This window comes from Staphylococcus sp. HMSC06C11 (assembly GCF_001808345.1).
GTDB classification, from domain to species: Bacteria; Bacillota; Bacilli; order Staphylococcales; family Staphylococcaceae; genus Staphylococcus; species Staphylococcus capitis.
This window is the reverse complement of sequence record NZ_KV793032.1, coordinates 83,703-103,701: the sequence shown is the minus strand read 5'-3', so window position 1 is coordinate 103,701 and position 19,999 is coordinate 83,703. Positions and strand designations below refer to the sequence as shown.

Annotated in this window: 19 protein-coding genes and 2 pseudogenes; 19 read left to right on the top strand and 2 right to left on the bottom strand. The window is 35.3% G+C overall.

Annotation, left to right across the window (positions count from 1 at the left end):
- Window positions 1–12: 12 nt before the first annotated feature.
- The 10 genes and pseudogenes from kdpC (at window position 13) to HMPREF3154_RS02215 (ending at window position 10,288) form a co-directional block, all read left to right on the top strand.
- The gene (gene kdpC / locus HMPREF3154_RS02260) at window positions 13–573 is read left to right on the top strand and encodes a potassium-transporting ATPase subunit KdpC (RefSeq protein WP_030061405.1); all 561 of its coding nucleotides are present in this window, start codon (window positions 13–15) and stop codon (window positions 571–573) included.
- A 553-nt stretch (window positions 574–1,126) separates the two neighbouring features.
- A pseudogene (cntK, locus tag HMPREF3154_RS02255) lies at window positions 1,127–1,969 on the top strand (histidine racemase CntK).
- Window positions 1,966–2,781: a staphylopine biosynthesis enzyme CntL gene (gene cntL, locus HMPREF3154_RS02250; RefSeq protein ID WP_030061407.1), complete on the top strand. Its 816-nt coding sequence runs from the start codon at window positions 1,966–1,968 to the stop codon at window positions 2,779–2,781. The pseudogene cntK and the gene cntL overlap by 4 nt, the downstream one beginning before the upstream one ends.
- Entirely contained in the window at window positions 2,774–4,084 is a 1,311-nt protein-coding gene (gene cntM / locus HMPREF3154_RS02245) for a staphylopine biosynthesis dehydrogenase (protein WP_030061409.1), read from the top strand. The genes cntL and cntM overlap by 8 nt, the downstream gene beginning before the upstream one ends.
- A gap of 50 nt (window positions 4,085–4,134) precedes the next feature.
- The gene (gene nikA / locus HMPREF3154_RS02240; RefSeq protein WP_030061411.1) at window positions 4,135–5,733 is read left to right on the top strand and encodes a staphylopine-dependent metal ABC transporter substrate-binding lipoprotein; all 1,599 of its coding nucleotides are present in this window, start codon (window positions 4,135–4,137) and stop codon (window positions 5,731–5,733) included.
- 12 nt (window positions 5,734–5,745) lie between these two features.
- A complete protein-coding gene (gene opp1B, locus HMPREF3154_RS02235; protein ID WP_049326492.1) occupies window positions 5,746–6,678 on the top strand; it encodes a nickel/cobalt ABC transporter permease in 933 nt (310 codons plus the stop codon).
- Complete coding sequence (opp1C, locus tag HMPREF3154_RS02230; RefSeq protein ID WP_070474284.1) at window positions 6,675–7,544, top strand: staphylopine uptake ABC transporter permease subunit CntC; 870 nt, start codon at window positions 6,675–6,677, stop codon at window positions 7,542–7,544. Before opp1B ends, opp1C begins: the two co-directional genes overlap by 4 nt.
- The gene (locus HMPREF3154_RS02225; RefSeq protein WP_030061418.1) at window positions 7,541–8,371 is read left to right on the top strand and encodes a staphylopine uptake ABC transporter ATP-binding protein CntD; all 831 of its coding nucleotides are present in this window, start codon (window positions 7,541–7,543) and stop codon (window positions 8,369–8,371) included. Before opp1C ends, HMPREF3154_RS02225 begins: the two co-directional genes overlap by 4 nt.
- Entirely contained in the window at window positions 8,349–9,098 is a 750-nt protein-coding gene (locus tag HMPREF3154_RS02220) for an ABC transporter ATP-binding protein (RefSeq protein ID WP_030061420.1), read from the top strand. Before HMPREF3154_RS02225 ends, HMPREF3154_RS02220 begins: the two co-directional genes overlap by 23 nt.
- 11 nt (window positions 9,099–9,109) lie before the next feature.
- Window positions 9,110–10,288: a staphylopine family metallophore export MFS transporter CntE gene (locus HMPREF3154_RS02215; protein WP_070474281.1), complete on the top strand. Its 1,179-nt coding sequence runs from the start codon at window positions 9,110–9,112 to the stop codon at window positions 10,286–10,288.
- A 268-nt stretch (window positions 10,289–10,556) separates the two neighbouring features.
- Here HMPREF3154_RS02215 and HMPREF3154_RS02210 read toward each other — a convergent pair whose 3' ends face one another.
- A complete protein-coding gene (locus HMPREF3154_RS02210; RefSeq protein ID WP_227959558.1) occupies window positions 10,557–10,796 on the bottom strand; it encodes a hypothetical protein in 240 nt (79 codons plus the stop codon).
- A 244-nt stretch (window positions 10,797–11,040) separates the two neighbouring features.
- On the opposite strand from HMPREF3154_RS02210, the gene HMPREF3154_RS02205 reads away from it, so the two are divergent.
- From HMPREF3154_RS02205 to HMPREF3154_RS02165, 9 genes are all read left to right on the top strand, one after another.
- Window positions 11,041–11,589: a TetR/AcrR family transcriptional regulator gene (locus HMPREF3154_RS02205; RefSeq protein ID WP_002454293.1), complete on the top strand. Its 549-nt coding sequence runs from the start codon at window positions 11,041–11,043 to the stop codon at window positions 11,587–11,589.
- A 135-nt stretch (window positions 11,590–11,724) separates the two neighbouring features.
- Window positions 11,725–12,615 (top strand): beta-keto acid cleavage family enzyme, encoded by an 891-nt coding sequence (locus HMPREF3154_RS02200; RefSeq protein WP_030056870.1) that lies wholly within the window; start codon window positions 11,725–11,727, stop codon window positions 12,613–12,615.
- Entirely contained in the window at window positions 12,612–13,574 is a 963-nt protein-coding gene (locus HMPREF3154_RS02195; protein WP_030056867.1) for a 3-hydroxyacyl-CoA dehydrogenase NAD-binding domain-containing protein, read from the top strand. Before HMPREF3154_RS02200 ends, HMPREF3154_RS02195 begins: the two co-directional genes overlap by 4 nt.
- Window positions 13,575–13,579: 5 nt before the next feature.
- Entirely contained in the window at window positions 13,580–14,047 is a 468-nt protein-coding gene (locus tag HMPREF3154_RS02190) for a thioesterase family protein (RefSeq protein ID WP_030056865.1), read from the top strand.
- A 175-nt stretch (window positions 14,048–14,222) separates the two neighbouring features.
- Window positions 14,223–15,410 (top strand): betaine/proline/choline family ABC transporter ATP-binding protein, encoded by a 1,188-nt coding sequence (locus HMPREF3154_RS02185; RefSeq protein ID WP_030056863.1) that lies wholly within the window; start codon window positions 14,223–14,225, stop codon window positions 15,408–15,410.
- Complete coding sequence (locus tag HMPREF3154_RS02180) at window positions 15,407–16,042, top strand: ABC transporter permease (protein WP_023350900.1); 636 nt, start codon at window positions 15,407–15,409, stop codon at window positions 16,040–16,042. Before HMPREF3154_RS02185 ends, HMPREF3154_RS02180 begins: the two co-directional genes overlap by 4 nt.
- Before the next feature lie 18 nt (window positions 16,043–16,060).
- Complete coding sequence (locus HMPREF3154_RS02175) at window positions 16,061–17,023, top strand: osmoprotectant ABC transporter substrate-binding protein (RefSeq protein ID WP_023350901.1); 963 nt, start codon at window positions 16,061–16,063, stop codon at window positions 17,021–17,023.
- Complete coding sequence (locus tag HMPREF3154_RS02170; protein WP_002454286.1) at window positions 17,013–17,660, top strand: ABC transporter permease; 648 nt, start codon at window positions 17,013–17,015, stop codon at window positions 17,658–17,660. The genes HMPREF3154_RS02175 and HMPREF3154_RS02170 overlap by 11 nt, the downstream gene beginning before the upstream one ends.
- 21 nt (window positions 17,661–17,681) lie before the next feature.
- Window positions 17,682–18,443: an alpha/beta hydrolase gene (locus HMPREF3154_RS02165; RefSeq protein WP_023350903.1), complete on the top strand. Its 762-nt coding sequence runs from the start codon at window positions 17,682–17,684 to the stop codon at window positions 18,441–18,443.
- A 260-nt stretch (window positions 18,444–18,703) separates the two neighbouring features.
- Here HMPREF3154_RS02165 and HMPREF3154_RS02160 read toward each other — a convergent pair.
- Window positions 18,704–19,722 (bottom strand): annotated as a pseudogene (locus HMPREF3154_RS02160) (PTS sugar transporter subunit IIC).
- Window positions 19,723–19,999 lie beyond the last annotated feature (277 nt).

Sequence of the window (19,999 nt, the reverse complement as noted above, 5' to 3'; positions counted from 1 at the left end):
AGGAGATGTAGAATGGCAACGATACGAAAAAGTGTTGGACTTGTAGTAGTACTATTTGTCCTTTGTGGGTTTATATTTCCGCTAACAGTGACTGCAATAGGTCAAGTCGCATTTCCCTATCAAGCTAATGGAAGTTTAATTAAACAAGATGGTAAAGTAATTGGTTCAGAATTAATTGGTCAACAATGGAACGATTCTAAATACTTCCATGGTCGAATAAGTGCCGTGAATTATAATATGGACAAGAAACTTTTGAAAGCGAACGGTGGACCTTCATCAGGTGGTTCAAATCTAGCAAATTCTAATCCTCAATTTAAACAGCGTGTTGAAGATTCGATTCATAAAGAAGGACATCATCTTACTGCAGATGCTGTGACTGCTTCAGGGTCAGGATTAGATCCAGATATCACCGTTTCAAATGCCAATGCTCAAGCGAAAAGGATTGCGAATGAACGTGGTATCGAGGAAGCAACAATTCAACGCATGATTCAACAATATAAACAATCCTCACCCATGACTGAAGATTACGTGAATGTACTTAAAATGAACATTGCACTTGATAAAATGAAATAACGTTAAAAACTAAAGAAAAAACACTATTCCATCTATTGTTAAACTATATGTTTCTCTAGACATAGATATATTCAAAGTAGATTTAGAAGAACTTTCACTTGAAGATATATTTCTTAAAAGTAGCGAGCATGAAAGTCATCATTAAAACAACTTATCATAAGTGTAAGTGAGAAGAAATTGCTTTAAATCCTCTTTATAAGATCTTCTTAAAATTTATGGGTAAGACTTCGGTTTGTCTGATGTAACACATCGGGAAGTTTAATTATATACCCCTTTCAAGCTAGCATTGGCTTGTTTTTAGCCAATTTGCTAGCTTTTTTTATCTTCAATCGCTCTTCACAATGCACAAATTGTCCTTTCCACCGAACTCATCTAAATGAAATTTATTATCAATTATATTGACAATATTATCCGACTCGTATACTATAATCTTCAAATCGTAACTATTACGATTTATTTTGTACAACTAATTTAAGGTTATTGATAACTCTACATACAATTATTTTTTTATCAATAACCTTAATAGAGAATTTACAACATAAAGGAGCATCATATGCATCGACAGATAGTTGAATTTTCTAAGTATAATCCATCAGGAAATATGACTATACTTGTTCACTCTAAACATCATCCTGAAGAATATGCATCAATCGCTAATCAATTAATGGAGACGACACATGTGTGTTGTGAACAAGTTGGTTTTATTGAATCTTGTGATTATACCAATGGGGATCAATTTCATTTAGTAATGAGTGGGAATGAATTTTGTGGGAATGCAACGATGTCATACATACATTATTTACAAGAACATCAATTGCTTGAAAGTGAGCAGTTTCAATTAAAAATATCAGGTTGTTCTCAAACCGTGTCATGTACCGTTCATAACCAGCAATATTATGAGGTCGGGATGCCTCAAGTGCAAAGTATTGTACCAAGACAATTAATTATCGCTGGTCAACCATACGATGCGCTCGAATTAATTTATGAAACTTACATACACTATGTTATTCAAACGCAAGAGACTACAATGAACTTCAAATACCAAGTCGAACAATTTGTCAGAGAACAACAATGGCATACTACATTTAAAACTATTGGAATCATGCTATTTGATTCACGACAACACTTTTTAATGCCACTTATTTATATACCTGAAGTGTAAAGCTTAATTTGGGAAAATAGCTGTGGCTCAGGTGCTGCTTCAATTGGTGTTTTCCAACAATATCAAACGAATCAACCATGTAAAGATTTCAAAGTGAAGCAACCAGGGGGAAGTATAGTGGTTTCTTCGACATACAGTAATAAAAAGGGATACATCACATCAATCAAAGGTCAAGTTTCAACTGTCGCAACAGGACTAGCATATATAGAACAGGAGACAAAGACACAATTATGAACCCAAAACACGGTATAAACAAACAGTTACAAGAATATCTAAGGCAATTTGAAACACTATATTACCAAGTATTAGAAGATGAGCATTATATCCAGGCATTGGAAACGCTAGTTGACCATTATAGTCAATTTATTTTAAATCCCATTGCTAAACATCAATTTGAAGACTGGAGCAACAATGAAGCAAAAGCAAGTTTAACTCACCAGCTTCAAGATATAACGTCACAGTGTGTAAAACGTGTTGAAGAAATACGTGCTAAAAGATTACTAGATGGACGATCCTCTACATCTGGTTACTTTGACAATGTAGAACAGTGTATTCATGAAGAATTCGGCCAATTTCATTTTGGTAAAGAAGATAAATTATTACTAATTGGGTCAGGTGCTTATCCTATGACGCTTGTTCAAGTAGCTAAAGAAACAGGTGCTTCTGTAATAGGCATTGATATCGATTCACAAGCAGTTGATTTAGGACAACGAATTGTTCAGGTGCTTGCTCCAAACGAAGATATAGTTATCACCAATCAAACTGTTGAAGAAATAGACGATATGCAGACGATTACGCACATCATTTTCAGCTCTACCATCCCTGTTAAATACGATATTCTAAATCAATTACACGCTATAACAAAAGATAACGTGGTTGTAGCGATGCGTTATGGAGATGGTATTAAATCGCTATTCAATTATCCATCTCAGCAAACAGAGGAAACAAAATGGCGTTGTGTCGAACGGCTCTCACGACCTGAACACATCTTTGATATTGCATTGTACCGCAAAGCTTCTAATAAAGGAGGTGCGATGCATGTCTAATACTTTAATAGTTGGAAGTGGACCTGTGGCCATTCAACTTGCTCAAATATATAGCCAAATGGCGCATCAAACTATTGATATGGTAAGTCGTGTTAAGACTTCAGCCAGCTCCCAACGTGTTTATAATGCGTATCAACGTGACGGTTATTTTAAGGTCACCACTCAAAATGCTGCACATCAACAACTTTCAGGTGAATTTAAAGTGCGACAATTTTATAAAGATATACAGGAAGTGAGTAGTACTTACAATACTCTAATCATGGCGTGCACGGCTGATGCGTATCGCTCAATATTAAATCGACTTGCAAAGGCCACAGTTGAGTGTCTACAACACATTGTTCTAGTATCTCCGACTTTAGGTTCTCATATGGTAATAGAACAACTGTTGTCAGAGTTAAATCTAGATGTAGAAGTAGTGTCCTTTTCAACATATTTAGGAGACACACGAGTAGTTGATACTACTCAACCACATCAGGTGCTCACATCAGGTGTGAAGTCAAAGTTATATGTTGGATCGACTCATACCGATTCAAGATTTATAGATCGTATATGTGTACTATTTCATCATTTGAATATCCAAATCGCTGTAATGGATACACCGTTACATGCTGAAGTACATAACAGCTCGCTCTATGTTCATCCTGCATTATTTATGAATGACTTTTCATTACAAGCAGTTTTCAAAGGGACAACAGTTCCTGTTTACGTCTATAAGTTATTTCCTGAAGGACCTATCACGATGAAACTGATACGAGAAATGCGTCAAATGTGGGTAGAGATGATGAAAATTTTAAACGAATTAAGAGTGCCGTCCGTCAATCTTTTAAAATTTATGGTCAAAGAGAATTATCCGGTCAGACCAGAAACGCTAAGTGAACGAGAAATTAATCAATTTGAAGACTTACCAGCGATACATCAAGAATATTTACTCTATGTTCGTTACACTGCTATTTTAATCGATCCATTTTCTGAACCAGATTCGAATGGACATTACTTTGACTTCTCGGCAGTACCATATAAACGTCTTTATATTGATGAAGAAGGCGTTACACACATTCCGCGAATGCCAAGTGAGGATAGCTATCGAACAGCTATGATTCAAGCTGTAGGGAGGGCGCTTAACGTTAAAACACCAATGATTGATCAATTTTTAGCACGTTATCGTAGCTATTGTGATGGCTACCGTGCAGAACACCCTAAACAATCTCTATCAGCTCAATTTGACTCACATCAGTACGATGAGGACATTGCTTTGGTAAAACAATTTTTAAAAAATAAAACTGAACATAATGCGACACATTAATACTTAAAGAACACACAACAATTATTATCAACATAGAAAGAGGAAACAAAATGAATAGATTAACAAAGATGAGTACGATTTTACTTGCATCAGGGATGTTATTAGCAGGTTGCGGTGGTAGTGAGGGATTAGAAAAGAAAAAAGAACAAAAGACATTATCTTATACAACTGTTAAGGACATCGGAGATATGAATCCTCATGTCTACGGTGGTTCAATGTCAGCAGAAAGTATGATTTATGAACCTCTGGTACGTCATACGAAAGAGGGGATTAAACCATTATTAGCAAAGAAATGGGATATTTCTGAGGATGGTAAAACATACACTTTTCATCTTAGAGAAGATGTAACTTTTCATGATGGTACAAAATTTGATGCTGAGGCAGTAAAGAAAAATATCGATGCTGTACAACAAAATAAAAAGTTACATTCTTGGTTAAAAATTTCCACACTTATCGACAATGTGAAAGTTAAAGATAAATACACAGTGCAGCTTCACTTAAAAGAAGCATATCAACCAGCCTTAGCAGAGCTTGCTATGCCTCGTCCATATGTATTTGTGTCTCCTAAAGACTTTAAAAACGGCACAACAAAAGATGGCGTGAAATCATTTGATGGTACAGGTCCGTTTAAAATGGGTCAACATCACAAAGATGAGTCAGCAGAATTTAATAAAAATAATCAATATTGGGGCGAAAAAGCTAAATTAGATAAAGTCGAAGCGAAAGTTAAACCCGCTGGAGAAACAGCATTCTTATCTATGAAAAAAGGTGAAACTAACTTTGCGTTTACCGATGATAGAGGAACTGACAGCTTAGATAAAGATAGTTTGAATCAACTCAAGGACACAGGACAATACCAAATAAAACGAAGTCAGCCAATGAATACGAAAATGCTTGTGGTGAACTCAGGTAATAAAGATAGCGCCGTTAGTGATAAGACAGTAAGGGAAGCACTAGGATATATGGTAAATCGAGATAAAATATCTAAAGACATTCTAGATGGTCAAGAAAAACCGGCAACTCAGTTATTTGCGAAAAATGTGACGGACATTAACTTCAACATGCCAACACGTCAATTTAATACTAAAAAAGCAGAAGCGCTATTAGATGAAGCTGGTTGGAAATTGTTCAAAAACAAAAACCTTCGTCAAAAGAATGGTAAAGTTTTAACCTTATCAATGTATTACGATAAAGGATCCTCTAATCAAAAGGAGCAAGCGGAATACTTACAAGCAGAATTTAAAAAATTAGGAGTTAAATTAGATATTAACGGAGAAACGTCAGATAAAGTTGCTGAAAGACGTACATCTGGAGATTATGATTTAATGTTCAATCAAACTTGGGGATTATTATATGATCCACAAAGTACGCTTGCAGCACTTAAAACCAAAACAGGATATGAAAGTGCAACCTCTGGCATTAAGAATAAATCAAAATTATATAAAGATATCGATGAGGCATTCAAAATACAGAATTCAAAGGATCGTTCTAAAGCATATCAACACATTTTAAAACAAGTAGATGAAGAAGGTATCTTCATTCCGATATCTTACGGCAGGATGACTGTGGTAGCACCTAAGGACTTAGACAAAGTGTCGTTTACACAATCACAATATGAATTACCATTTAACGAAATGCAATATAAGTAAAGGAGCATCTCGATGGTCAAATTTATAATAAAACGTATTGCACTCATGTTCCCTTTATTGATTGTAGTGAGTTTTATGACATTCATGATGACATACCTGACTAAAGGTGATCCAGCTGTTACGATTTTACATGCTCAAGGCACACCAAACATTACACCTCAGTTAATTGCAGAGACGAGAGAGAAGTATGGATTCAATGAACCCATATTGATTCAATATATGAATTGGCTTATTGAAGCTATACAGTTTAAGTTTGGTTCGAGTTACATTACTAGAGAATCAGTTTCAGAGCGCATTGGGCCTGCCTTCTTCAATACTTTCAAATTAACGTTGATTTCAAGTATTTCAGTTATTATCACATCTATTTTACTAGGGGTTATAAGTGCTCTAACTAAAGGGAAACTGACAGATCGCATTATTCGCTCAATCGCATTTTTCTTAACAGCACTACCATCATATTGGATTGCGTCGATGTTAATTATTTATATATCTGTAAAATTAAATGTATTACCAACTTCAGGTTTAACAGGTCCAGAAAGCTATATTTTACCTGTTCTTGTCGTCACTATTACTTACGCAGGTATTTATTTCAGAAATGTGAGACGTGCAATGATTGAGCAACTGAACGAAGATTACGTGTTGTATTTAAGAGCAAGCGGCGTGCATACGTTGACGTTATTGTCACATGTTTTACGTAATGCTTTACAAGTTGCAGTGTCCATCTTCTGTATGTCAGTGCCAATGATTATGGGCGGTCTTGTTGTTATTGAAAATGTCTTTGCCTGGCCAGGTCTTGGACAATTAAGTATTAAAGCGATTGTCGAACATGACTTCCCAGTTATACAAGCGTATGTATTAATTGTCGCTGTTTTATTTATCATATTTAACACATTGGCAGACATTATCAATGCATACTTAAATCCCAAATTAAGGGAGGCAATATGATGATACTTAAAAGATTATTGCAAGATAAAGGTGCAGTAATAGCAATGACCATTATCTGTGTATATGTGGCATTAGGTTTACTAGCACCTATCGTCACATTTTATGAACCTAATCAAATTGATACGGTGAATAAATTCGCAAGTATAAGTTGGTCACATTGGTTAGAGACTGATCATTTAGGACGAGATGTACTTACACGAATAATTTATGCTATTAGACCGAGTTTATTATATGTTTTCATTGCCTTAATTATTTCCGTTGCGATAGGAGCAATATTAGGATTTATTTCTGGTTATTTCCCAGGTTATATAGATGGCATCATCATGCGGTTATGTGATGTCATGTTAGCTTTTCCAAGTTATGTGGTGACATTAGCATTAATTACATTGTGTGGTATGGGTGTAGAAAATATTATTTTAGCATTCATACTTACGCGGTGGGCATGGTTCTGTCGAGTCATTCGCACAAGCGTCATGCAATATACTGAATCAGATCATGTAAAGTTTGCTAAAACAATTGGTATGAATCATATGACGATCATTTGGAAACATATTTTGCCACTCACGCTAGCGGATATCGCTATTATTTCAAGTAGTTCAATGTGTTCAATGATATTGCAGATGTCGGGGTTTTCATTTTTAGGGTTAGGTGTCAAAGCGCCCACTGCTGAGTGGGGAATGATGTTAAATGAGGCACGTAAAGTGATGTTCACGCACCCTGAAATGATGATCACTACAGGAATCGTGATCGTTATTATCGTAATGGCATTTAACTTCTTATCGGATGCGTTACAAGTTGCAATCGACCCGCGCATTACTTCTAAAGAGAAACAACGTGCTTTAAAGAAAGGTGTGATGTCGTCATGACACTTTTATCGGTTGAACATCTTCAAATCATAGATAGTTGGACGAACATTAAATTGGTAGAAGATGTGCACTTTAGTGTAGCTCATGGTGAAACATTAGGGATGATTGGGGAAAGCGGTAGTGGCAAATCCATTTCATGTAAAGCTTTGACAGGTTTAAACCCTGAACGTCTTCATGTGACAGGTGATATTTATTTTGAAAATCAAAACCTCATGCACTTATCCAAAAGGGATTTACGTCATAAACGAGGAAAGGATATTGCGATGGTGATGCAACAGGGTACACGTGCATTTGACCCTTCCACTCCAGTTGGTAAACAAATGTTTGAAACGATGCGTATACATACAATGTTATCTCAATTGCAGATTAAACAAACACTAGTAGAATATATGACATTTATGAAGCTGAAAGAGCCAGAAAAGATTTTAACGTCATATCCGCATATGTTGTCAGGTGGTATGTTGCAGCGTTTGATGATCATTTTAGCATTAGCGTTAAAACCTAAATTGATTATTGCAGATGAACCAACTACAGCTTTAGACACGATTACGCAATACGATGTGCTCAAAGCATTTCAAGATATTAAACATCACTTTAATTGTGCAATGATTTTTATTTCACATGACTTATCAGTGATTCATCATATTGCAGATCGAGTCATAGTGATGAAAGATGGGCGCGTGATTGAATCAGGAGCTACAGACGCTATACTGAACCAACCTAAGGATGCATATACACAATATTTGATATCCGCTAAAAAGAAAATAAATGAGCATTTTGAACGTGTGATGAGAGGTGAAATACATGCTAAAAGTAACCAATGTTGAGAAGTCATATGGTAAGAAACCTTTATTTCGTTCTGATTCCCAATTAATTATTAAAGGTATCTCATTTGAATGCTCAGTGGGTGAGAGTATTGGTATTATTGGAGAAAGTGGAAGCGGTAAGTCTACCCTCAGTCGGATGATTTTAGGTATTGAAAAACCGGACAAAGGACTAGTTACGCTAAATGAGCAGCCTATATTCCGAAAGAAAGTAAGACGACATCAAATAAGTGCAGTATTTCAAAATTATACGTCTTCGTTGCATCCTTTCCAAAATGTACAAGAAATCATGTTTGAAGTGATGTGTCGTTGTCACCATAAGCGAAAAGATGAGTTAGAAGTAGAAGTGATTCGACTATTAGAAGAAGTAGGGCTATCAGCAGAATACTTAGATAAATATCCGCATATGTTATCTGGTGGAGAAGCTCAACGTGTGGCGATTGCACGTGCTATTAGTATAAATCCTCAATATATTTTATTTGATGAGGCCATTAGTTCATTAGACATGTCTATTCAAACTCAGATTTTAGACTTATTGAGACGATTAAGACGTACACGTCATTTGAGTTATATCTTTATCACACATGATATTCAAGCAGCAACTTATGTGTGTGATCGGTTAATCATTTTTAAGGGCGGTCAAATCGAAGAATGTATAGCGACGCACGATTTACATTTAAGTCGTCATCCTTATACGACAGCATTGATTCATAAACAATTGATATTCTAAGGAGTGAGACAATGAAAGGAGCCATGGCTTGGCCATTTCTAAGATTATACATACTGACATTAATGTTTTTCAGTGCAAATGCAATATTAAATGTATTTATTCCATTACGCGGGCATCATTGGGGTGCTTCTAATTCAGTTATCGGTATTGTGATGGGGGCTTATATGTTAACAGCAATGGTATTCCGTCCATGGGCAGGACAGATTATTGCGCGTGTAGGTCCCATTAAAGTATTGCGGATGATCTTATTAATTAATGCGTGTGCGTTAATATTATACGGTTTCACAGAGATAGAAGGATACTTTATAGCAAGAGTGATGCAAGGTGTATGTACAGCATTCTTCTCTATGTCCTTACAACTTGGTATTATCGATGCACTACCGGAAGAGCATCGTTCAGAAGGAGTATCCTTATATTCGTTATTCTCAACAATTCCTAATTTAATAGGACCGTTAATTGCTGTTGGTATATGGAATTATGGACATATGTCTATTTTTGCAATAGTGATGATAGGGATTGCAGCGATGACGACATTCTTCGGTTACCGAGTGACCTTTGTTGAATCAGAGCCCGACACAAGTGATAAGATTGAACCATTACAATTTAACGCTTTTACAGTATTTGCCCATTTCTTTAAAAATAAAGAACTTTTTAATAGTGGGTTAATTATGATGATTGTATCTATTGTCTTTGGGGCAGTAAGTACATTTGTGCCACTGTATACAATACAATACGAATTTGCAAATGCAGGAATATTTTTAACGATTCAAGCCATAGCAGTGGTACTAACGCGGATGTATTTACGTAAATATATACCATCAGATGGACGCTGGCACCCATTATATATGGTGAGTGTACTGTTGTTACTCGCCATTGCGTCATTGATTGTGGCAATAGGACCTCATGTACATGTAGTTATCTTTTACCTAAGCGCTATATTCATTGGTGTTACACAAGCACTTGTTTATCCAACACTTACATCGTATTTAAGCTTTGTGTTGCCTAAATCTGGACGAAATATGTTACTTGGATTGTTTATTGCCTGTGCAGATTTAGGAGTTTCACTAGGTGGAAGTATAATGGGACCCATATCGGACTTAGTTGGATTAAGTTGGATGTATGTGATTTGTGGAATATTAGTCATGTGCATGATGTTGATGAGTATCATGAAAAGAGGTAATGTCATTTAACTAAGATGAAGTGAAATAATTTGAAATAATATATGAAAAGAACAACAATATATTAAATTTGATACATTCTTTTCTCTAAAGTAATGAGAAGATAAATTAAATCACAATTTACCGAAGAATAATTATCAAGCGCAAATTTGAAATGGGTGGATTTCAGGTTTGCGCTTTTTTAGGTCTATAAATAAAGTCATTATATTAAGTCTACCTATTAAAAAACATCTACCTTGGTTGCGTTAAAATCTCACAACGGGTAGATGTTTCTTATATATTACGATTGACTTTTACCTTTATTTCCATGGCATTGGAATATGTAAGTGTAATAAGTCGAATTTTTAATTAATGAGCCAATAATAGATGCTAAGATCAATCCAGTTACTGCAACTGCAGCAATCGTGATAATTGATTTAATAGGAGTATTGAATCCGAATAATACAATCGTACCAATTGCCATTAACAAACTTATTAGTCCTAGAATATTTGTAATTACCGTGCGTGGAGTGCTAGCCATATGCATAATGTTAATGAGTATGATGAAACACCGAAGTGTGAGTTGAAAATTCATAAATTCTAAATATTAATTTTTATCGTACTAAAGCATGCAGACCTCTGAATTTTGGTAATTAAATTTTCAAAGTTGGACTTTTATGAGTAAAAGTATTTATAATGAAACATACTATCTTAGTCATATTAATTGTTAAACGTGTATGAAAACATTGATTATAACAATTTTCAAAATAAAGGAATGAGGCGTAATGGCTAGAGTATCGAAAAAACAATACATTCTTGAATCCGCGGCCAGTATTATTAATGAGCAAGGTGCAGACTATTTAACTTTAGATGCTGTAGCAAAAAAAGCTGGTGTTAGTAAAGGTGGTTTACTTTATCATTTCAAAAGTAAAGAGGGACTCATTCAAGAGCTTGTGAATTATGCAAATAATCTTTACCAAGAAAAAGTTAATAAATATGTCAATTCTGATTCTGATGAGTCTGGACAATGGTTAAATGCATTTATAGAAGCGACACGTGAACATAGAACGGAAAATGCGCCTATTACATCAGGAATGCTTGCTGCCCAAGGTTCTAATAAACTATTATTATCACCTTTACGTGAGTCTTATCAAGATTGGCAAAATCATATTGAGAGTGATGGTTTAGACGAAGTGGATGCGACAATCATTAGGCTAGCTGTAGATGGTTTATGGTTGTCAGAAATATTTGGTATTAGTGCAATAGATGAAAAAATGAGAGAACAAGTCATTCAAAGATTAAAAGAACAAGTTCAAAAAAATAAAAAAATTTAAAATTTCTATAAGCATAGAGCTGAGTGGTGTTAGACGCATTACTTGGCTCTATTTTTTTATAGAGCTGTTGAAACTAAACCGACTGGTTGGTATAGTAACTACTGTCTTAAAACTAAAAATATAGAGGTGTTAAAGATGAATAAAGTTCTATTAACAGCAGCCATCACAGGTGCTGGCGATACAATTCAAAAAAATGAAAATGTTCCAGTTACACCACAAGAACTCGCTGATTCAGCAATTAAATGTGCCAGAGCAGGAGCTACAGTTGCTCATATTCATGTTAGAGATCCAGAAACTGGAGGCGTAAGCCATAATCCAGAACTTTACGCAGAAACAGTAAGACTTATAAGAGAAGCAGAAGAAGATATTATTATCAATATTACTTCTGGAGGTGGGGGTGACTTTATTCCAAGTCTAGAACATCCAGAAACAGGTGGAGAAGGCACTTGGATTCAAACCCCAGAAGAACGTCATAAACCCGTTGGAGATTTATTACCAGAGATGTGTACATTAGATTGTGGCAGTGTCAATATGGGTGATTCTGTTTATTTAAGCCCCGCATCTTGGTTACGTAAACAAGCTGAAATGGTTAAAAATGCTGGGGTTAAACCTGAACTAGAATGTTTTGATACAGGCCATGTCAGTTTCGCTAAACAAATGATTGAGGAAGGCCTTATCGATGGCGATCCAATGTTTCAATTCTGCTTAGGCATACCTTGGGGCGCTGAAAATGATCCAGAAACAATTGATTATTTAAAATCACGTATCCCTGATAATGCACATTGGTCAGCATTTGGTATTGGGAAAATGCAATTACCGACAGTGAGAGAAGTTGCTCAACGTGGCGGAAACATACGTGTGGGCTTAGAGGATAATATTTACATTTCTAAAGGTGTTAAAGCAACAAACGAAGCACTTGTCGAAGAAGCTAAAAAGATCTTAAAAGAACTAGATATCGAACCATTAACACCAGCAGAAGCTAGAGAAAAATTCAATCTCAGAACTCCTAAAGGAGGCCAATCATGAAAGTAGCAGTTGTAGGAACAGGTGTTATAGGAGGTGGTTGGATTACTCGAATGCTTGCCCACGGACATGAGGTCATCGCTACAGATCCAAGTGAAGGCGCATATGAGAGAATGTTGGCGCAAGTGAAACAGAATTGGCCATATGCTGAACAAATGGGGCTTGCCGACAACGCATCTCTAGAGAATTTGACATTTACCACAGATTTAAAAGAAGCTGTTAAAGAAGTTGAACACATACAAGAAAATGTACCTGAAGTTGAGGAAATTAAAGATACAGTTTTAAGAGAGATTGATTTTTATGCATCACCTTATGCAACAATTGGCTCAAGTACTTCAGGAATTATGCCTTCAGAATTACAGAAAAATTTATCACACCCAGAGCGCTTAGTCGTTGCACATCCATTCCATCCTGTGTATATCTTGCCACTTGTAGAAATTGTACCTGGTAAACAAACTTCAGAGGAAAATACTATAAAAGCTAAACAATTCTATGAAGGTATTGGAATGGACGTGTTACATGTACGCCATGAAATTGAAGGTCACATTGCCGACCGTCTAATGGAAGCATTATGGAGAGAAGCATTACACATTGTTAACGACGGTATAGCAACAACTGAAGAGGTAGATAAAGCTTTCACTCACGCAGCCGGTTTACGTTATGCACAATATGGCCCATTTATGACTTTCCACTTAGCTGGAGGCGAAGGTGGTATGCGTCATATGCTTAAACAGTTTGGTCCGGCGCTCAAAAAGCCATGGACGAAACTTGTTGCACCTGAGTTAACAGAAGATTTATACGACAAGGTAGTTACAGGAAGTGAAGCATCTTCACAAGGTTATACAATGTCAGAATTAGACCAAAAACGTAATGAATTCCTAATAAAAGTCAAAGCGTTGGCAGAACAATATTGGCCTGAAGGTTCAGATATACTTAAAAATTCGAGTCAGGAGGTACGTTAAACGTAATGAAGCAGTATCAATATGACACGAAAGTGATTCAAGAATGGGTGGATCATAATGGACATATGAATGATGCAGAATACAATCGCGTATTAAGTGATGCAACAGATGATTGGTTAGCACATCTAGGTTTAACTCTAGAGACCATTAAAACGTTGCATTATACTGTCTTCACTTTAGAGAATCATTTGACCTTTTTAAAAGAAATGAAACTTGATGAAGATATTAGTGTTAAAGTCCACCTTTACGATTATGACAGTAAACGACTCCATGTATTTATGGAAATGTTGAATTCTGAACAAGCGCTTACATCGACTTATGAAGTGATGTTAATGGGGATAGATACTGAAAACGGAAGACCTTCGCCATTCCCTGATTCAATAGCTCATAATATTGAGGCATATTACAAGAAAGATGAGATGACAACTCGACCTAAACAATTAGGTCATCAAATTGGTATTACAAGAAAATAGCATGCTTAGTGTTAAGCACGACGCACTTGATTAGTGCGGTGAGATTACAAGTTGAACTTGATACATTTAAGGACTTACTGTGCCTTGTTTTTACTTAGTTACCTTTGTATAACATCCACATTAAGTCCTTAATTTTTAAGCAAAATCATTAAAATAAACAGAAAGGAATGGACGTATGTTAAGTATTAAAAACTTATCAAAAGTCTATGCAGGTAAAAAAAGAGCTGTAGACAACATGAATATCGATATTGAAGAAGGAGATTTCGTTGCGTTTATAGGTACAAGCGGTAGTGGTAAGACAACGGCATTAAGAATGATTAACCGCATGATTGAATCAACAGAAGGTGAAATTACTATCAATGGCAAGAACATTCGTCAGATGAACGCAGTGGAATTACGTCGCAGTATTGGTTATGTCATTCAACAAATTGGACTCATGCCACATATGACTGTCAAAGACAATATTGTATTGGTACCCAAATTATTAAAATGGTCGCAAGAGAAAAAAGATCAAAAAGCGAAAGAACTAATTCGTTTAGTAGACTTACCTGAAGATTACTTAAATCGCTATCCTTCAGAATTATCAGGCGGACAACAACAACGTATCGGTGTAGTTAGAGCACTTGCTGCCGAACAGGATATCATTTTGATGGATGAGCCTTTCGGAGCACTTGATCCTATTACAAGAGATACATTACAAGATTTAGTAAAGAAACTTCAGAAACAGTTAGGTAAAACCTTTATAATTGTCACACATGATATGGATGAAGCGATTAAGCTTGCTGACAAAATTTGTATTATGTCTGAAGGTAAAGTCATTCAATATGATACACCTGATAACATCTTACGTCAGCCAGCGAATGATTTCGTCCGTGATTTCATAGGACAGAACCGTCTTATTCAAGATAGACCCAATATTCGTACAGTCGAAGATGCCATGATTAAACCAATTACTGTTCATGTGGATCGTTCTTTAGATGAGGCAGTTAATATCATGAGACAACGTCGTGTTGATACGATATTTGTTGTAGGTAATGATGAGCATCTATTGGGTTACTTAGATATTGAAGATATTAATCAAGGTCTACGTAAGAAAAATGAATTAATAGACACAATGCAAAGAGATATTTATAGCGTTCGAATTGATAGTAAGTTGCAAGATTCTGTTCGTACAATTTTAAAACGAAATGTAAGAAATGTTCCTGTAGTTAGTGATGACAATAAGACACTTGTAGGTTTAGTAACAAGAGCGAATCTTGTTGATATTGTCTATGACAGCATTTGGGGAGAAGACGGTAACGTGAGTTCCCAGGAGAATGATGGAATCATTGAACCTCATACATCAGGGGTTGATGAACGATGATTAAATACTTAACCGACAATGCAAGTGCACTATTTGAGAAAACGCTAGAGCATCTTTATATTTCAGTATTTGCTTTGTTAATAGCAATTATTATAGCTATTCCTTTAGGTATTTTACTGTCTAAAACTGATAAACTCTCGAAAATTTCGTTAACAATTGCTGGTATATTACAAACGATTCCAACTTTAGCAATCTTGGCACTTATGATTCCTTTATTTGGTGTCGGTAAAACACCAGCAATTATAGCTTTATTTCTATATGTTTTACTACCGATATTAAATAATACGATTATTGGCGTTCAAAATATCGATAGTAATGTTAAAGAAGCGGGACGTAGTATGGGGATGACAGGTATTCAACTAATGAAAGATGTTCAATTACCACTTGCATTACCAATGATATTGAGTGGTATTCGTTTATCTTCAGTATATGTAATTAGTTGGGCAACACTTGCAAGTTATGTTGGTGCTGGAGGACTAGGTGACTTTATTTTTAATGGTTTAAACTTATTTGAACCAGCGATGATTATAACTGCAACAATTCTCGTTACATTATTGGCACTTATCGTAGACTTCTGTTTATCAATGATTGAGAAATGGTTGGTCCCTAAAGGTTTAAGAATTACCGGATAATTAGAGAAGGAGGACACTATGAACAAGTATAAAAAGTATATAGTAGTTTTAGTATTATGTTTAACCGTGTTATCTGGATGTAATTTACCCGGTTTGAAAAATAGTAATTCAGATGACGACGTTAAAATTACAAGTTTAGGTACTAGTGAATCACAAATTATTTCACATATGATGAGATTACTTATTGAACATGACACACATGGTAAAATCAAACCTACTTTAATTAATAATTTAGGATCTAGCGTCATACAACATAATGCAGTGGCAAGTGGTCAAGCAAATATGTCAGGTACTCGTTATACCGGTACAGATTTAACAGGTGCACTTAATGAAAAGCCAATTAAAGATCCTAAAAAAGCAATGAAAGCTACACAAAAAGGCTTTGAAGAGAAATATCATCAAAAGTTCTTTAATTCATATGGGTTTGCTAATTCGTATTCTCTTATAGTGACAAAAGAGACAGCTAAAAAATACCATTTAAACACGGTCTCAGATTTGAAAAAACATGCCAAAGATCTACGTGTAGGTATGGACAGCTCTTGGAAAGATAGAAAAGGAGATGGCTACCCTGCATTCAAGAAGGAGTATGGCTTCGACTTTGGTACAGTAAGACCAATGCAAATTGGTTTAGTTTATGATGCATTGAATTCAGGAAAATTGGACGTTGCGGTGGGGTACTCAACAGATGGACGTATCGCAGCTTATGACTTAAAGGTATTAAAAGACGACAAAAAATTCTTCCCTCCATACGATGCAAGTCCACTCGCAACTGATCAACTATTGAAAGAACACCCAGAACTAAAACCGATATTAAAGAAAATGGAAGGCAAAATTTCAACTAAACAAATGCAAAAATTAAACTATCAAGCTGATGGTAAAGGTGAAGAGCCCGCTACAGTAGCTGAAAAATTCTTAAAGAAACATAATTATTTTGAAGATGATAATTCTAAGAAGAAAGGTGGTCAAAATAATGAAAGGTAATTTACTTCAACAGTTGGGACATTATTATCAAACGAACTTTGGCTACCTTTGGGAATTATTTGTTAATCACTTACTTATGTCAGTTTATGGTGTGATATTTGCTTCAATTGTTGGTATACCACTTGGAATACTTATTGCGCGTTTCGGTAAATTATCAACGCCAATAATGACACTTGCTAATATTATTCAAACGGTACCAGTAATCGCGATGTTAGCCATCTTAATGTTAAGTATGGGACTCGGTATGAATACAGTTATATTTACTGTGTTTTTATACGCACTTTTACCTATTATCAAGAATACTTATACCGGCATAAATGGTGTAGACGCGAACATTAAAGATGCTGGTAAAGGAATGGGAATGACACGTAATCAGGTACTTCGAATGATAGAATTGCCATTATCATTGTCTGTAATCATAGGTGGTATACGCATTGCACTTGTGGTTGCTATTGGTGTAGTGGCTATTGGTTCATTTATTGGTGCGCCTACATTAGGTGATATAGTTATTCGTGGTACAAACGCAACTGATGGTACATTATATATTCTTGCTGGTGCAATTCCGATTGTAATTATTGTCGTACTTATTGATGTAATTTTACGTTTGCTTGAGAAGAAGTTGGACCCTGCAAATTAATATTTCGGGAGGAACAAGATTATGGCACTTTTACAACTTAATTATTTATCTAAAACGATTGGAGCACACCATTCTCTAAATGTGATACTTCCAGAAGATGAGAGCTTTTTTGATACAAATCGAGAAGCCAAACCTTTAAAATCTATGCTAGTGCTACATGGACTATCAAGCGACGCCAACTCTTATATTAGATATACAAGTATTGAGCGATATGCAAATGATCATCAACTTGCAATTATCATGCCTAATGCAGATCATAGTTTCTATACTAATATGGTTTATGGCCATAGTTATTACGACTATATTTTGGAAGTGCATGACTATGTCCATCAAATTCTACCATTATCTAAGAAGAGAGAAGATAATTTTATAGCTGGTCATTCAATGGGAGGCTACGGTACGTCTAAATATGCTTTAACACAAAGCCAACGATTCTCTAAAGCAGCAATGTTATCTGCTGCATTCAATGTTTCATTACTTAGAGAGTATGAGTATTATGACTTTTGTCCAGAAGCCATTGTTGGTGAAAATGAGGACATCAAAGGTACACCTTTCGATCCTTATTACTTAGTTGATAAAGCTGTTACTAATAATGTAGACTTACCTGAATTATTAATCATGTGTGGCACTGAAGATGCATTATATCAAGATAACTTAGACTTTATTAGATATTTAAATGAAAAGGGTGTGAACTACCACTTTGAGAAAAGTTCAGGTGATCATGATTATGCCTATTGGGATAAGGCAATTAAACAAGTCATCGAGACCTTTACACGTGGATAGTACGTTTAGTGTGAAAAGTTAGATTGTAATCTTTAATGAAGAAAGTTCTAAGACATTTCAAAGTGAAGTGATCTTAGAGCTTTTATTATGAGAGTAATTATTCAATATTGAAGTGACCTGAAATGTTTAGTTTAGTATTTTAAATAGTTTACTTATATATCTATGTAATTTGCATAATAAAATAAAAAACATCTACCTTGGTTGCGTTAAAATCTCACAACGGGTAGATGTTTCTTATATATTACGATTGACTTTTACCTTTATTTCCATGGCATTGGAATATGTAAGTGTAATAAGTCGAATTTTTAATTAATGAGCCAATAATAGATGCTAAGATCAATCCAGTTACTGCAACTGCAGCAATCGTGATAATTGATTTAATTGGACTATTGAATCCGAATAGTACAATTGCACCTGCCATAGGTGTTGCCATACCAGTGACACCTATTTTTAATCCGCTGAATGCGATGATACAAGCGTTCACCATACCGATAATTGCATTCGTTCCGTATAAGACGGGAGCGTATTTTACGATTAAATCAATTTGTGTCAATGGTTCGATAAATACTGCAAATCGATTTGGTTTGTCGCCAATTTTTAGGATATTAAATAACGTAAAGTTAACAAATGATGCGCCAGTACATACAATTGCGCCAATTGCCATTGGTAAACCTGTTAGTCCTAAAATACTTGCAAGTACCATTGAACTTAATGGTGTCATACTTGTAACTGGGATGATGAGTCCTAAGATAATAGCTAAGGCATATGGACTGCTATCACCAACTGAGTTTACAGCTTTCGCAATTTGATTTAATACTGCAGTTACGCTAGGATTAATCAATGATGCTAAACCGTATACGAGCGCTGGAGCTATAAATATAACGACGATTAAGTCTAAGCCTTCTGGAACTTTCTTTTCAATAAATTTAATCACAAATGCTGTGAGGTATGCTGCGATAAATGCAGGTAGTAAGCTAAAGTCCTTTAATACTAACCCTACGATAACTGAGAATACAGGTGAAACACCTAAATTAATACATGCAAGGATACCCACTGCAATCCCGCCAAGACTTCCTGCAAGGTCACCAATCTCCTGTAGGAATTTAATATGGAAAATGCCTCCAATAGCGTAACTTAAGAAAGCCTGTGGTAGAAATGTTGCACAAGCAGCCCCTGACAGTGCTTGTAGACCTTCCTTACCATAAGGTGCAAACTTTAAGAACAATGTCATAATGATTAAAACTACGACTAATGTTCCTACTCCTAATAATATATTCATTTTTCTGACCCCTTTAGTATAAATCTAAATATGTTTCCCAAAACATTTCATAATTGTAACACAGTTAATAGAATTAAAATTAAATTACATTTAAGTATTAATACGAATTTAATATTTTTGAAAATTCGAAAGTGCAACAATAATGTAAAATTAGTTGTGCAGCATTTTAGAAAAATAAAAATTAACAGTATCTCAGGGAGAAAGATGTCATACTTTTTTCTGAAAATTGGCATTAATTTATAGAGAATTTCATGTATAATGGCTAATAACATAGACA

Bases quoted from the DNA above. Each gene is read 5' to 3' on its own strand.
- HMPREF3154_RS02215 (WP_070474281.1), top strand. From the start codon at position 9,110: ATGAAAGGAGCCATGGCTTGGCCATTTCTAAGATTATACATACTGACA.
- HMPREF3154_RS02185 (WP_030056863.1), top strand. From the start codon at position 14,223: ATGTTAAGTATTAAAAACTTATCAAAAGTCTATGCAGGTAAAAAAAGA.
- HMPREF3154_RS02210 (WP_227959558.1), bottom strand. From the start codon at position 10,796: ATGGCTAGCACTCCACGCACGGTAATTACAAATATTCTAGGACTAATA.
- HMPREF3154_RS02220 (WP_030061420.1), top strand. From the start codon at position 8,349: ATGCTAAAAGTAACCAATGTTGAGAAGTCATATGGTAAGAAACCTTTA.
- HMPREF3154_RS02200 (WP_030056870.1), top strand. From the start codon at position 11,725: ATGAATAAAGTTCTATTAACAGCAGCCATCACAGGTGCTGGCGATACA.
- HMPREF3154_RS02175 (WP_023350901.1), top strand. From the start codon at position 16,061: ATGAACAAGTATAAAAAGTATATAGTAGTTTTAGTATTATGTTTAACC.
- HMPREF3154_RS02180 (WP_023350900.1), top strand. From the start codon at position 15,407: ATGATTAAATACTTAACCGACAATGCAAGTGCACTATTTGAGAAAACG.
- opp1C (WP_070474284.1), top strand. From the start codon at position 6,675: ATGATGATACTTAAAAGATTATTGCAAGATAAAGGTGCAGTAATAGCA.
- HMPREF3154_RS02170 (WP_002454286.1), top strand. From the start codon at position 17,013: ATGAAAGGTAATTTACTTCAACAGTTGGGACATTATTATCAAACGAAC.
- cntM (WP_030061409.1), top strand. From the start codon at position 2,774: ATGTCTAATACTTTAATAGTTGGAAGTGGACCTGTGGCCATTCAACTT.
- HMPREF3154_RS02205 (WP_002454293.1), top strand. From the start codon at position 11,041: ATGGCTAGAGTATCGAAAAAACAATACATTCTTGAATCCGCGGCCAGT.
- HMPREF3154_RS02195 (WP_030056867.1), top strand. From the start codon at position 12,612: ATGAAAGTAGCAGTTGTAGGAACAGGTGTTATAGGAGGTGGTTGGATT.
- HMPREF3154_RS02165 (WP_023350903.1), top strand. From the start codon at position 17,682: ATGGCACTTTTACAACTTAATTATTTATCTAAAACGATTGGAGCACAC.
- nikA (WP_030061411.1), top strand. From the start codon at position 4,135: ATGAATAGATTAACAAAGATGAGTACGATTTTACTTGCATCAGGGATG.
- HMPREF3154_RS02225 (WP_030061418.1), top strand. From the start codon at position 7,541: ATGACACTTTTATCGGTTGAACATCTTCAAATCATAGATAGTTGGACG.
- HMPREF3154_RS02190 (WP_030056865.1), top strand. From the start codon at position 13,580: ATGAAGCAGTATCAATATGACACGAAAGTGATTCAAGAATGGGTGGAT.
- cntL (WP_030061407.1), top strand. From the start codon at position 1,966: ATGAACCCAAAACACGGTATAAACAAACAGTTACAAGAATATCTAAGG.
- kdpC (WP_030061405.1), top strand. From the start codon at position 13: ATGGCAACGATACGAAAAAGTGTTGGACTTGTAGTAGTACTATTTGTC.
- opp1B (WP_049326492.1), top strand. From the start codon at position 5,746: ATGGTCAAATTTATAATAAAACGTATTGCACTCATGTTCCCTTTATTG.